The 13,211-nt window shown below is 70.0% G+C and carries 10 protein-coding genes; 2 read left to right on the forward strand and 8 right to left on the reverse strand.

Features of this window, described 5'->3' with window-relative positions; translation table 11 throughout:
* Positions 1-142: 142 nt before the first annotated feature.
* The 5 genes from ACFYWY_RS21090 to miaA form a co-directional block, all read right to left on the reverse strand.
* Positions 143-1,606, reverse strand: a complete 1,464-nt coding sequence (locus ACFYWY_RS21090) for a M1 family metallopeptidase (protein ID WP_389188682.1) — start codon at positions 1,604-1,606, stop codon at positions 143-145.
* Positions 1,607-1,672: 66 nt separating this feature from the next.
* Positions 1,673-3,769 carry a RelA/SpoT family protein gene (locus ACFYWY_RS21095; RefSeq protein ID WP_389188685.1) on the reverse strand — a complete coding sequence of 699 codons (2,097 nt, stop codon included), beginning with the start codon at positions 3,767-3,769 and terminating at the stop codon, positions 1,673-1,675.
* Between the two features lie 176 nt (positions 3,770-3,945).
* Entirely contained in the window at positions 3,946-4,824 is an 879-nt protein-coding gene (gene dapF, locus ACFYWY_RS21100) for a diaminopimelate epimerase (RefSeq protein ID WP_389188688.1), read from the reverse strand.
* A 103-nt stretch (positions 4,825-4,927) separates the two neighbouring features.
* Positions 4,928-5,374 carry a hypothetical protein gene (locus ACFYWY_RS21105; RefSeq protein WP_389188691.1) on the reverse strand — a complete coding sequence of 149 codons (447 nt, stop codon included), beginning with the start codon at positions 5,372-5,374 and terminating at the stop codon, positions 4,928-4,930.
* A 99-nt stretch (positions 5,375-5,473) separates the two neighbouring features.
* Complete coding sequence (gene miaA, locus ACFYWY_RS21110; protein WP_389188699.1) at positions 5,474-6,412, reverse strand: tRNA (adenosine(37)-N6)-dimethylallyltransferase MiaA; 939 nt, start codon at positions 6,410-6,412, stop codon at positions 5,474-5,476.
* A 182-nt stretch (positions 6,413-6,594) separates the two neighbouring features.
* Between miaA and ACFYWY_RS21115 the strand changes: the two genes are divergently transcribed.
* The gene (locus ACFYWY_RS21115; RefSeq protein ID WP_389188702.1) at positions 6,595-6,861 is read left to right on the forward strand and encodes a hypothetical protein; all 267 of its coding nucleotides are present in this window, start codon (positions 6,595-6,597) and stop codon (positions 6,859-6,861) included.
* Positions 6,862-6,881: 20 nt separating this feature from the next.
* The gene (locus tag ACFYWY_RS21120) at positions 6,882-7,136 is read left to right on the forward strand and encodes an antitoxin (protein ID WP_389188705.1); all 255 of its coding nucleotides are present in this window, start codon (positions 6,882-6,884) and stop codon (positions 7,134-7,136) included.
* Positions 7,137-7,260: 124 nt separating this feature from the next.
* Here the strand turns inward: ACFYWY_RS21120 and ACFYWY_RS21125 are convergent, their stop codons facing one another.
* From ACFYWY_RS21125 to ACFYWY_RS21135, 3 genes are all read right to left on the reverse strand, one after another.
* Positions 7,261-7,968, reverse strand: coding sequence for a class III extradiol dioxygenase subunit B-like domain-containing protein (locus ACFYWY_RS21125; protein WP_389188708.1), 708 nt, complete (start codon positions 7,966-7,968; stop codon positions 7,261-7,263).
* Between the two features lie 142 nt (positions 7,969-8,110).
* On the reverse strand, positions 8,111-9,604 hold the full coding sequence (miaB, locus tag ACFYWY_RS21130) for a tRNA (N6-isopentenyl adenosine(37)-C2)-methylthiotransferase MiaB (protein ID WP_389188837.1): 1,494 nt from the start codon (positions 9,602-9,604) through the stop codon (positions 8,111-8,113).
* A gap of 224 nt (positions 9,605-9,828) precedes the next feature.
* Positions 9,829-13,125: an Ig-like domain-containing protein gene (locus tag ACFYWY_RS21135; RefSeq protein ID WP_389188712.1), complete on the reverse strand. Its 3,297-nt coding sequence runs from the start codon at positions 13,123-13,125 to the stop codon at positions 9,829-9,831.
* Between the last annotated feature and the right edge of the window lie 86 nt (positions 13,126-13,211).

The following is a 13,211-nucleotide window of genomic DNA, read 5'->3' on the forward strand; positions in this document are numbered from 1 at the left end:
TTCCGGTACCTCAGTCACAACGCGTAATGGCCCCGGATGATTCCCCGAAAGGGTTCCGGCCCCGCCCGCGTCGCCGACCCGTTGATGGTCGCACGGTCCTGCCAGGGCCGTCACCCAGGTTTCACTGGGCTGCGCGGCGCCTTCAGCGGGCCTGGGGGGCCATGGGAGCGGTGCTCCGCCAGTCCGGGTGCCCGGGCATCGGCGGCGTCCGGTCCGCGTACAGCCACTCGGCGAAGAACGCCGACAGGTCACGCCCCGCGATCCGCGAAGCCAGCGCCGTGAAGTCGGCGGTCGTCGCCGTCCCGTCCCGGTGCTCCCTCACCCAGGCCCGCTCGAGCTCCGCGAAGGCGTCCTTGCCGATGGTCTGACGTAGCGCGTACAGGACCAGTGCGCTGCCGCCGTACACCACCGGCCGGAAGAGGCTGATCTTCTTGTCCGGCGTCGGCGGCTTGGGCGCCGCGGGCGGCCCGCCGTCCGCCCGCCACTGGTCGGACCGCCTGTACGCCTCGCGCATCCGCGTCTCCAGCGGCTGCTGCGCCTTCTCCTCGGCGTACGTCGCCTCGTACCAGGTGGCGTGCCCTTCGTTGAGCCAGAGATCGGACCAGGTGCGGGGCGAGACGCTGTTGCCGAACCACTGGTGGGCCAGTTCGTGCACCATCACCGAGTCGACGTACCACTCGGGCAGTACGCCGTCGACGAAGATCGAGCGCTCGAACAGCGACAGCGTCTGCGTCTCCAGCTCGAATCCGGTGTCGGCGTCGGCGATCAGCACTCCGTACGTTTCGAAGGGGTAGCGGCCGACGCGCCTCTCCATCCACTCCAGGTGCTCGGGGGTCTTCTTCAGCCAGGGCTCCAGCTTCTCGCGGTCCACGGCAGGCACCACATCACGCACGACCAGTCCGCCCGGCCCCTGGCGCTGAATGACGGCCGAGCGGCCGATCGACACCTGCGCGAGCTCGGTGGCCATGGGGTGCTTTGTCTGGTACTTCCATGTCGTGGTGGTACCACCCGTCCATACCTTCAGCCTCCGTACGCCGTTGGCCACCGCTGTGAGCTCCTTGGGGGCGGTGATACGGAAGGTGAAGTACGCCTTGTCGGCGGGGTGGTCGTTGCACGGGAATACCCGGTGCGCGGCGTCTGCCTGGTTCGCCATCGCCAGCCCGTCGCGGGTACGCACCCAGCCCCCCGCGCCATCCGTGCCACTCGGATCGCTGGTGTGGGTGATCGTGATCTGCATCCGCGAGTCCTGCTCGACGGCGGCGGCCGGCTCCACGACCAGATCCTCTCCGGCGGTGTTGAACTCAGCGGGACGGCCGTTCACCTGGACCGTACGGACGGTGCCGTGCGAGAAGTCGAGGTTGATGCGCTCCAGCCGCTGGTCCGCCCTGGCGTCGATCCTGGTGACGGCGTCCAGCGGCGTGGTGTTGCTGCCGCGATAGGTGAAGGCGATGTCGTACGCGAGGACATCGAAGCCGGGATTGCCCAGGTGCGGGAAGAGGGGGTCACCGATGCCGAGCGGTGCGGGCGGTGGCAGGGTCGCGGCGACGAGGGTTGCCGAGGCGGTGGCCAGCAGGGCGGCCCGCAGGCGCCGAGAGGTGAGCAGCATGCCCTACGGCTATCAGCGCGCCCGGCGATGACCATGACGGCGCGCGCCGTGCCCACCCGAACGAGGTCAGGCGGTGGCCGCCGGATGCTGGGCGCGGCTCACGTCGTACACCCCCGGCACATCACGCATGGCGCGCATCAGGGCGGGAAGGCCTGCGGCGTCCGGGAGTTGAAGGGTGTACGTGTGCCGTACGCGCTGCTCGCTCGGCGGCTCGACGGTCGCCGACACGATCGCCGCGCCCTCAGTGGCGATGACCTCGGTGAGGTCGGCGAGCAGTCGCGGCCTGCCGAAGGACTCCGCGATCAGGGTGACGCGACACTCGGCGGCGTCGCCCCAACGCACCGGGATGGGCTCGCGGTCGAGGGACTTCATACGGGCCACGGCGGGACACTCCTTCCGGTGGACCGTCACGGTGCCGCCGCGTACCGCGAAGCCGGTGACGGCGTCGGGCGGCACCGGCGTACAGCAGCCCGCGAGTCGTACGGTCGCGTCCGGCAGGTCGACGACAGCGTTCGCGGCGGCGGGCCGGTCGGCGGTGACCGGCGCGGGTCTGCGGGGGGCGGCCGCCGCGACGTTCGCGCCCTCCGGATGCGCTGCGAGCCAGGTGGTGATGGCGATGCGCGCGGCGGGTGTGCGGGCATGGTCGAGCCACTCGGGCGACGGGCCGGAAGCGGCGTCCTGGACGTCCTGCGCGAGCAGCAGATGCACGGTGTCGCCGTCGCTCAGCACCGTACTGAGCGTCGCCAGACGGCCGTTGACGCGCGCGCCGATGCAGGCGTGCGCCTCGTCGCCGTACTGCGCGTAGGCGGCGTCCACACAACTCGCACCGGCCGGCAGACCGAGCGCGCCGCCGTCGGCGCGGAAGACGGTGATCTCGCGGTCCTGCGCCAGATCCGCGCGCAGGGAGGTCCAGAAAGTGTCGGGGTCGGGGGTGGACTGCTGCCAGTCCAGGAGGCGGGAGAGCCAGCCGGGCCTGGTGGGGTCGGCGCGCTCGCCGTCGGCCGGCTCGGTCCCCGCTGCACTTTCCGGGGGCACATACGGATTGCCGAGGGCGATCACTCCGGCCTCGGCGACCTTGTGCATCTGGTGGGTACGGATGAGGACTTCGGCGACCGCGCCGTCCGGCCCTGCGACGGCGGTGTGCAGCGACTGGTACAGGTTGAACTTCGGGGCGGCGATGAAGTCCTTGAACTCCGAGATCACCGGGGTGAAGCAGGTGTGCAGTTCGCCCAGCACGCCATAGCAGTCGGCGTCCTCGCCGACCAGCACGAGCAGCCGTCCGAAGTCCGTGCCGCGCAGCCCGCCGCGCTTGAGCCGCGCGCGGTGCACGGAGACGAAGTGGCGGGGTCTGATGAGGACTTCGGCCGCGATGTCGGCGTCCCGCAGCACTGTCCTGAATTTCTCGGCGATGGCGTCGAGAGCGTCCCAGGCGGTCGCGTTGTCCGCGATGAGGGCGCGCGTGCGTTCGTACTCCTCCGGGTGGAGGATCGTGAAGACGAGGTCCTCCAGCTCGGTCTTGAGCGCCTGGACTCCGAGCCGCTCGGCGAGGGGGATGAGGACGTCGCGGGTGACTTTGGCGATGCGAGCCTGCTTCTCGGGGCGCATCACGCCGAGGGTGCGCATGTTGTGCAGCCGGTCGGCGAGTTTGATCGACATCACGCGGACGTCGTTGCCGGTGGCGACGAGCATCTTGCGGAAGGTCTCGGGCTCGGCTGCCGCGCCGTAGTCGACTTTCTCCAGCTTGGTGACGCCGTCGACCAGATAGCAGACCTCGGCGCCGAACTCCGTCCGTACCTGATCGAGCGTCACCTCGGTGTCCTCGACTGTGTCGTGAAGGAGTGAGGCGGTCAAGGTCGTGGTCTCCGCGCCCAGTTCGGCGAGGATGAGCGTGACGGCGAGCGGGTGCGTGATGTAGGGCTCGCCGCTCTTGCGGAACTGTCCGCGGTGGGAGGTCTCGGCCAGGACATACGCCTTGTGCAGGATGGCGAGGTCGGCCTCCGGGTGGTGTGCCCGATGCGCCTCTGCCACGTGCCCGATCGCGTCGGGCAGCCGGTCGCGGGACGCGGGCCCGAGGAGCGCGGCACGGCCAAGCCTGCGGAGGTCGATCCTGGGACGCCCACGTCTGCGACTGTGGGCACCAGGGTTGGCGGCCTCTGCACTCATGGGGCACCTCCGGCAGCTTCGACCGGCGGTGGGAAGGACAGGCGCGCCCTCCGGGCCGGTGCTTGATGCTACCGAGCCCACCACGTGGCGCAGTCCGGCTCTCGCTCAGCGTGAAACGGATCACCCATTCGAGCGAAGCTCTAAGCGATCACGGTTTCGGTCCTTACCGGGGTGATCTAGGTAAAGAGGACGGGGTCGATGTGTCCCTCGGCGACAATCACGGCGGGGCCGGTCATCTCGATCTCGCCGTCAGGCCGCTCCGTGATCACCAGACGCCCGCCGGGCAGATCCACGGTGTACGTGACGGGGGCGCCGGTGACCGAAGGGTCCGCGCCGTCCCTGCGGGCGGCCGCCACAGCCACGGCGCACGCGCCCGTGCCGCACGAGCGGGTCTCGCCGGAGCCACGCTCATGCACACGCATGGCGACATGGCGCTCGCCGCGGTCGACGACGAACTCGACGTTCACCCCGTCCGGGTAGACGGACGCCGGGCTGAAGGGGGGCACGGAGAGAAGGTTCCCGGCGTGGTCCAGGTCCTCGACGAAGGCGACCGCGTGGGGGTTGCCCATGTTCACATTCAGGGCGGGCCAGCTGCGGCCGTCGACGGTGACCGTGACGCCCGACTCGGGCAACAGCGCGCGGCCCATGGAGACCGTGACGTCACCGTCCTTGGCGATGTGCACCTTCTTGACGCCGCCGCGGGTGGCCACCGCGAGGTCACCCACCTCGACGAGGCCCGCGCGCTGAAGATAGCGGGCGAAGACGCGTACGCCATTGCCGCAAATCTCGGCGATCGATCCGTCTGCGTTGCGGTAGTCCATGAACCACTCGGCCTCTTCGGCCATCGTGCGCGCCTCGGGGTGCGCAGCGGACCGTACGACACGCAGCAGACCGTCGCCGCCGATGCCGGCCCGGCGGTCGCACAGCTTGGCGACGGTGGGGGCGGGCAGGTCGACGGCGTTGTCCGGGTCGGGGACGATCACGAAGTCGTTCTCGGTCCCGTGGCCCTTGAGGAAGGCGATCGGCGAGGTCTGCGAGGTGCTCACGCGGTCCATCGTACGAGGCCCCTCGGACACTCGGCAGGGCCGGGCGGCTCGCCCCATGGTCGGCGGGGCCGATCGACTCGCATTCGGCGGAGCCCGGCCACTCGACCCGCAGTCAGCGGAGCCGGGCCACTCGCCAGACGGCGAGCGCGACGAGCACCGCGCCCACGCCGACGTACAGGGCGATGACTCGCCAGTCGGCGCGCTCGCCGGAGCCGCGGGGCGGCAGTCCCGGCCAGGTGTGGCCCACGCGGCGGGCGGCCATCACACCCCAGCCCGCGGCGCAGCAGCTGATCAGCAGGCCCAGCATGGCGACGACCGCGCCGCCGTCGCCGGTGCCGAAGGCGAGCGGGAAGGCGAACATCAGGGAGCCGACGGCAGCGAGCATCACGATGGGAGCGAGCTGCCAGATCCGCAGCCTGCGCTGCGGTCGCAGTTCGACCTCGACCTCGTCCGCCAACACGTCCTGTTCGTCAGGCCCGTCCGGACTCAGACGGGACGCGCTGTCCGCTGCGTCTCGCCGTTCCTGTTCTGTGTCGCGAGGGCCGGCCTCCATCGCCACGCGCCCTCCCAACTCGGACTCCACGTCGATCGATGCTCGATGATGGCACGCTCCAGGGCGCCGGAATGACGGGCAGAGCGTCCCGATGCCATCACGTGATCAGGCTGTGACCGCTCGTTCGACCAACGTCAGCGCCTGATGCGGAAGTTCCGTCCGGTGCCCGGCCGCGCCGCTCAGCCAGTGCACACGCGGGTCCCGGCGGAACCATGAGTCCTGGCGGCGCGCGAAGCGCTTGGTGGCGCGCACGGTCTCCTCGCGCGCCTCCTGTTCGGTGCACTCCCCCGCGAGCGCCGTGAGCACCTGCTGGTAGCCGAGCGCACGCGATGCCGTGCGCCCCTCGCGCAGACCCTGCGCCTCCAGCGCGCGCACTTCGTCGACGAGGCCCGCTTCCCACATCCGGTCCACGCGCAGCGCGATGCGTTCGTCGAGCTCGGGGCGGGCCACGTCGACGCCGATCTGGACCGTGTCGTAGACGGCGTCATGGCGGGGAAGATTGGCGGTGAAGGGCTTGCCGGTGATCTCGATGACTTCGAGGGCCCGGACGATGCGGCGGCCGTTGCTGGGCAGGATCGCCTTGCCGGCCTCGGGGTCGGCGGCGGCGAGGCGGGCGTGCAGGGCGCCGGAGCCGTGCCCCGTCAGCTCCTCCTCGAGCCGGGCGCGGATCACGGGGTCGGTGCCGGGGAATTCGAGGGCGTCGATGGCGCCGCGTACGTAGAGCCCGGAGCCGCCGACGAGGACGGGCGTACGGCCTTCGGCGAGAAGGCGGTCGATCTCCGCTCTGGCCAGCTTCTGGTACTCGGCGACGCTCGCGGTCTCGGTGACGTCCCAGATGTCGAGGAGCTGGTGCGGGATCCCGCCGCGCTCGTCGGTCGTCAGTTTTGCGGTGCCGATATCCATCCCTCGGTAGAGCTGCATGGAGTCGGCGTTGACGACTTCGCCGCCCAACCGCCGGGCGAGGAAAACGCCCAGATCGGACTTTCCGGCCGCGGTGGGGCCGACAACTGCGATGACCCGCGGGGCGGGAGCTGCGCTTCTCACTGCCCCAGTCTCGCAAACCCGCGGACATGTCCCCGAACGAGCGAGGTGACGGCACGAGTGCGGGTTCGTTGGCTGTTGCGAGGTTCCGAACGCCGGTTTCTCGACCGGTGCCCGCGGGCGGCGCAATGGGACGCTCGGGGCGACGCGGAACTTCGCCCACACGAGTAGGCTATGGAGCAGATATGGGCGTTTTTTCACGGTTTCTTCGTAAGCCCAAGACGACCGCCGAGGCGTCAACCGAGGAGGAGACCGCCAGTACTCTGACGGCCGACTCCCCGGTTGAGTGCGGTTCCGAGGCGGAGGCGTCGAAGGGCGCTGCGGATGAGGTCACAGAAACCGCGGATGCCGGGGTCTCCGAGACCGCGGCCGCCGAAGGCGTGGAGATTCCGAAGCAGCAGTCGGCCGAGGAGGCGGCGGACAACGAAGCCGGCGAGGGCGCCCGCAAATAGTCCCCGAGGGAAGGTGCCCCATGGGCTTCATGGATACGTTGAAGGCCAAGCTCGCCCCGGCCAAGGACAAGGTCTCTGACCTCGCGCAGCAGCACGGGGGCAAGATCGAGCACGGTCTGGAGAAGGCCGCGAAAACGGTCGACGCAAAGACCAAGGGCAAGTACAGCAGCAAGATCGAGTCTGGCACCGGCAAGGCCAAGGATGCCCTGGGCCGCATTGCCCACAAGGACGACGGCACCCACAAGGACGACGGCGCTACGCCGCCGGCTTCCTGACATTCACCGGCGGATGGCCGCGGAACAACTCGTTCCGCGGCCTTCCGCCGTCATGGGTCCGCCAGACCGGATTCCGCCGGTACACATTCCGCCGGAGCGGATTCCGCCACCGGAACGGGAACCGCTAGGACCAGGCGGCCACGAAATAGCCGACGCCGTACGGGGCGTCCTCGTAGAGCAGCTGCCCGGCCAGGCCCGCCCCCTCGGCGGCTCCCGCGAGCACCTGCCAGGGAGCCCGGCCCGCCGCCTTGAGTTCGTACGCCAGCGACTCGTCCAGCGCCTTGAGCGCATCGACATCGGCCGCGCCCAGTACCCGGGCCGCCTCCCGGTCGAAGTCGGCCGCCCGCTCGTCCAGATAGCCGGGGGCTTTGAGCGTGCGGCACGCACTGCCGTCGCCCATCACCAGCAGCGCGACGCGCTCCGCCCGGGCGCCCAGTTCCCGCCCGAGGGCCAGGCAGCGGTCACCGGCGAGGGGATCGCCGACGCCGAGACCCTCCACCGGGGCATCCGCCCACTGCGCGCGGCCGAGCAGCCAGGCGGCGACAGCCAGGGACGGCGGCAGCGGGCGCTCCTGACCCGGGCCGACTCCGAGCCGTACATCGACGTCCACACCGAAGCCGTGGAAGGACCCGGTCGCGCCCGCGAGGTGCGTACCGCGGCCGTCCTGCCCGGCGGGGCCGACCACGAACAGCGAGTCGGGCCGGGCGGCAGCGAGCACCCCGAGGGCGTCGGCGCACGCGCTCCGCGCCGCGTCGAGTTCGGGCGCGGCACCCGCGGCGACGTCGGGCACGAGCAGCGGCGGGCAGGGGCACACGGCGGCGGCGACAAGCATGATCGCCAGCCTAATGCGTGGTCAGACCGGCGTCCGCGGTCAGGCCGGCGTCCATAGTCAGGCCTGCGTCCATAGTCAGGCGGCGTCCGTGCCCAGGTCCCGGCCCGGGCGACGGGCATGCGCCGCACGCCGCGTCCGTCCGTCAGTCGCAGCCGCACCCCGGAGCCGCAGCCGCCGGCAGCGGCTCCGGCACACCGATCCTGGGCAGTCCCAGCATCACTCCGGCCGGCTTCGCCGCCTCGGCGGCATTGCGCTTCTCCCAAGCGTCGCCGGCGCGGGTGCGTCGTACGGACTTCGCGGCGCCCTCCGCCAGCAGGTGGTGCGGGGCGGCGTAGGTGATCTCGACGGTCACCACATCGCCCGGGCGCACGTCCTCGTCCGGCTTCGTGAAGTGGACGAGACGGTTGTCCGGGGCGCGCCCCGACAACCGGTGCGTGGCGCCGTCCTTGCGGCCCTCGCCCTCCGCGACCATGACCTCCAGCGTCCGGCCGACCTGCTGCTTGTTCTCCTCCCAGGAGATCTCCTCCTGGAGGGCGACCAGGCGCATATAGCGCTCCTGGACGACCTCCTTGGGGATCTGGCCGTCCATCTCCGCCGCCGGGGTGCCGGGGCGCTTGGAGTACTGGAAGGTGAACGCGTTCGCGAAGCGGGCCTCGCGCACCGCGTGCATGGTCTGCTCGAAGTCCTCCTCGGTCTCGCCGGGGAAGCCCACGATGATGTCGGTGGAAATGGCGGCGTGCGGAATCGCGGCGCGCACCTTCTCGATGATCCCGAGGAAGCGCTCCTGCCGGTACGAGCGGCGCATTGCCTTCAGGATCGGGTCCGAGCCCGACTGGAGCGGCATGTGCAGCTGCGGCATGACGTTCGGCGTCTCGGCCATCGCGGCGATCACGTCGTCCGTGAAGTCGCGCGGGTGCGGCGAGGTGAAGCGGACCCGCTCCAGGCCCTCGATGTTTCCGCAGGCGCGCAGCAGCTTGCTGAATGCCTCGCGGTCCCCGATGTCGGAGCCGTACGCGTTGACGTTCTGGCCGAGCAGCGTGATCTCGGAGACGCCCTCCGCGACGAGCGCTTCGACCTCGGCCAGGATGTCGCCGGGCCGGCGGTCCTTCTCCTTGCCGCGCAGCGCCGGGACGATGCAGAAGGTGCAGGTGTTGTTGCAGCCGACCGAGATGGAGACCCACGCGGCGTACGCGGATTCACGGCGGGTCGGCAGCGTCGAGGGGAAGGCCTCGAGCGACTCCGCGATCTCGATCTGCGCCTCTTCCTGGATACGGGCGCGCTCCAGCAGCACCGGCAGTTTGCCGATGTTGTGCGTGCCGAAAACGACGTCGACCCACGGCGCCCTCGTGACGATGGTGTCGCGGTCCTTCTGGGCCAGGCAGCCGCCGACGGCGATCTGCATCCCGGGCCGCTTGGTCTTCATCGGCGCGAGCCGGCCGAGATTGCCGTACAGCTTGTTGTCGGCGTTCTCCCGGACCGCGCAGGTGTTGAAGACGACGACGTCGGCGTCACCGTCGGCACCCTCGGGCGCCCGGACATAGCCGGCGTCCTCAAGCAGGCCCGACAGCCGCTCGGAGTCGTGAACGTTCATCTGGCACCCGTAGGTGCGCACCTCGTACGTCTTCAAACCGTCCACTACTCCGCCAACCACGTCGTTACCGCTCACCCGTCCAGGGTAAGGGCTCCGATCGGGCCACAGCGCTGAATGCCTCGCTGCCGGCCAGGGGCGCAGTCCTGCATCGGTACGCGGCCGCGATGTCCTGCCGGTTAGGCGGAGCGCACGCTGCGCCCTGCCCGGTGATCAAGGCAGGGCGCAGCTCATGACGGCCACGAGGGCCGCTGCGCGTTCGGCTGCGTGCTCTAGTGCTCCAGCGTCACGCGTTCCGTCTCCGCGTAGTCGATGCGCGTCTCGGCTCCGGTCGTCAGCGGGTATCTGACGAATACGGAGCCCGCTCCTGTGTTCGGCCCGCCGGGCGCGTGGCTGAGCAAGCCCCAGGGGGAGCCCCTGCGCACGACCAGCTTGTCCCCCTGCGGCGGCGCGGCCGTGGTCGGGGGACCCGAGTCGACGGACAGCAGGGCGCTGACCGTGTCCATGACGGTGAGGTCCACCGTGTCCTTGCCGCCGCGCGCGGTGACGCCGATCCGCTCGGTCTCGCCCGTGGTGATCGCGAGGCCCAGCAGCCCCTCGACCCGGAGCAGGGTCAGCAGGTCCACGGTGCCGAGGACCGAATCGGCTCCTGTGGTGCCCACAATGGTGACCTCGTCGTCGCCGCCCTTGGGGTTGATCGCCACGTCGCCCGTCACTCCGGAGAGGTTCAGCACCTGCGACGAGTTCGTCCGGGTCAGACGCCCGCCATTGGCGCTCGTCGGTGTGAACGTCAGCGACTCGTCGCCTGCTCCGCCCTGAACGGCCAGGCCGTTACCGGCTGCGTCGAGGTTGACCACCGGGATCCCACGGATACCGACGAAGCCGCCCGGGATGCCGGGGTAGCCCGTAACAGTGCCCTGGTCGACGTCGACGAGCACGTCCTCGGTCGCGCCCGGGAGCGTGAGCGACTGGTTGGCGATGGTCACCTGGAGGGACGGTGACGCCGGGCTCACATTGCCGGCGAGGTCCTCGAACCGCACGGCCATGTCGTATGTCCCGTCGTCGAGCGGATCGCTGACGACCTCGTAGTCGCCGCCCGAGGTGACGGTGTCCTTGCCGACCACGGACGGCCCCCCGGCCGGCGGATCGGCCGTCAGCCGCACCAATGCGTTCGGCTCGACCGACGAGCCCTGGAAGGCGGGCTTGGTGATCGTCGTGATGTTGTCGATCTCGTTGCCACCGGTGTCGCTCGACGACAACAGGTCGGGGGCGCTGAGCGGTGCGGCCGGTGCGGTCGTGTCGAGCGTGATCGCCAACGCGTTCGCGCTCTCCTTGCCCGAGCCGGTCTCGTGGAGGATGCCGGCGCTGTCCGGGTCGTCGGACGGGTCGACGATCAGTACCTCGGCGGTGATCAGATGCTCCCCTTCCACCAGGACGGGGTCCAGGTCGATCTCGTACGCCCCTGGCTTTAGCGTCGGGTCCACCGGCTGTGCGAGGCCGACGCGCTGTCCGTCAAGCTCGACGGACACCTTGTAGCCGGGAGCGTCGTCCTCGAGGGCGGCTGTGCCGTTCTCCGGCGACAGCTCGATGCCCGCGGCTCGCAACTCCGAGTCGTCGACTCTGAGGAGGATCTCCGGTCCGGTGACATTGGTGACATCGTCATTGTCGACCCGGCCCGAGTCCGACGCGCGCTTGAGGTCGAGGCCGAAGGGTTCGGGGGCCGCGCGGTTGACGACGGCGAGGTCATAGGTCGCTTCCGGCGGATCGGTCGGCGACGCCTGACCCGGCTCGGTCGGGTCGCTGATGCCGCTGTCGCTGACCGCGATGAAGTACGGCCGGTCCTTGACGACCGGGATCGCGAGCTTGCTGGTCGAACTGCCCGGCCTGGTCTCCGCGATGGTTCCGGTGGCGACCTCGTTGCCGAACTTGTCGTACGCGCGGACCTGTAGCTCGGAGATCACCTCGTTGAAGGCGATTTCGGCGTGCAGGTGTCCGGTGTGGCGGGGCTCGATCCTGAAGAAGTCGACGTCGGTCGCGCTGTGCAGGGTGAGCCGCCCCTTGTTGAACCTGTCGTTCGAGCCGAGTGCGGCGGCGACGGCGGTGTCGGTCGACTCGTTCGGTTCGAATGTGTCGGGGAAGGCCCCGAGCAGCGAGAACGTGTCGTAGTAGGTGGTCTGCGCTCCCTGGGCCGGGTTTGCGCCGGTAGGCGGGGTGGCGTTCCCGGTCCAGGTCGCGTAGCCGATTCCGTTGACTGTCCACACGCCGTTGTACTCGCCGATGCGCAGGGTCTGCTCGGTGGATGCGGTCACGGTGCCGCAGTTCGGGTTGTTCCCGAAACGGCACCGGGCGTTGAGGTCGGGGTCGAAGGGGGCGTCACTGATCCTGAAGTCCTGCGCCCAGGTCACTCCGCCGTCCCGGCTCGTCGTCCCGTAGAGCTCGAGCAGGAAGTTGTTGTTCCCGTTCGGCCCGGTGCCGCCGTTCCGCCTGCCGCTGCGGTTGTCGTACCAGTGGGCGACGATATTCCCGTCCTGGTCGATGTGCGCGGTGGGCATCACCGCAAGGGTCTGACCCGGCCCGTTGTCGACCCTGACGGGTGTGCCGAAGGTGACGCCGTTGTCCGTGGAGCGGGCGACGCGGACGTCACCGTCGTCACCGTTCCCGAAGTTGTTGTTGGGGTCGTCGTTGGCGACGACGTAGACGTTGCCGGGCCGGGCCGGGTCGGGCAGCACCCATGGCTGCATCGTGCCCTGGAGCCAGAAGTCGGTCCCCGGGATCTCACCGCCCGAGGCGTCCTGCACGTTGCAGGAGACGCTCGCCTCTCCGAGCCCGAACGCCGTGGTCTTCTGCGGGACAGTGCCGGCGGCGAAGTCGGCCCCGCCGGAACCGTCGCGGAGGAGCTGTACGGTGCCCTGGCCGGCCGCCCCGTCGGTCCCTTCGGCGCACGTGTCGGCGTGGTAGGCGACATAGAGGTCGCCGTTCGGGCCGACGGCCGCGTGGGAGGGCCAGACGTTCCCCTCTCCGGCCGCGGAGAGGACGCTCGGCGCCGACCAGTTCGTGCCGCCGTTCACGGATCGGGAGAACTGGATCTGCCACGGAGCGCCGAGGTGCGACCAGACGATGTAGAGGTTGTCCCGGTAGGGGCTGGTGGGGTTGGCGTCGGCCACCAGCCACTGCTTGTCATGGTTGTTCGGGCTGTTCCCGCTCACCTGGACGGGGGTGTAGGTCTGGTTCCCCGTCGTCGTCAGGTCGTTGATCCGAGCGACCCCCACCCCGAAGCGATTGGGGGTGGTGTTGAAGCTCGATGAGAGATGGGTGACGAACAGGCGCCCCTGTGAGTCGAAGGCAAGGGACGGGTCGCCGAAGCATGGGAGGGTCGACGTCCGCGTGATCGGGAAGCCGTCCGTGCCGAAGTTGTTGTCGATGCGGACCGTACATCCCCGCATGACGGCGACCTGCGACGGCATGCGGGGATTGGCCGTCGCGTTGTGCGGCTCGAAGCCGGTGTCGACCGCTTGGTCTTCGCCCGCCCATGCCGGCGCGGGTCCGAGGAACACAAGCGTCTGCAGCACGAGGAGAATGCTGCTGACGAGGGTGAGGGCACGCCGTTGAATGCGGTTGTTCAGCATGCGTCCCGCTCTCTGATTCTGCTCATCCC

The organism is Streptomyces sp. NPDC002870, from assembly GCF_042888505.1.
Lineage (GTDB): Bacteria > Actinomycetota > Actinomycetes > Streptomycetales > Streptomycetaceae > Streptomyces.

Coding starts and splice junctions, on each gene's coding strand:
- ACFYWY_RS21125 (WP_389188708.1), bottom strand. CDS start 7,968: ATGCTTGTCGCCGCCGCCGTGTGCCCCTGCCCGCCGCTGCTCGTGCCC.
- ACFYWY_RS21090 (WP_389188682.1), bottom strand. CDS start 1,606: ATGCTGCTCACCTCTCGGCGCCTGCGGGCCGCCCTGCTGGCCACCGCC.
- ACFYWY_RS21115 (WP_389188702.1), top strand. CDS start 6,595: ATGGGCGTTTTTTCACGGTTTCTTCGTAAGCCCAAGACGACCGCCGAG.
- ACFYWY_RS21095 (WP_389188685.1), bottom strand. CDS start 3,769: ATGAGTGCAGAGGCCGCCAACCCTGGTGCCCACAGTCGCAGACGTGGG.
- ACFYWY_RS21120 (WP_389188705.1), top strand. CDS start 6,882: ATGGGCTTCATGGATACGTTGAAGGCCAAGCTCGCCCCGGCCAAGGAC.
- dapF (WP_389188688.1), bottom strand. CDS start 4,824: ATGGACCGCGTGAGCACCTCGCAGACCTCGCCGATCGCCTTCCTCAAG.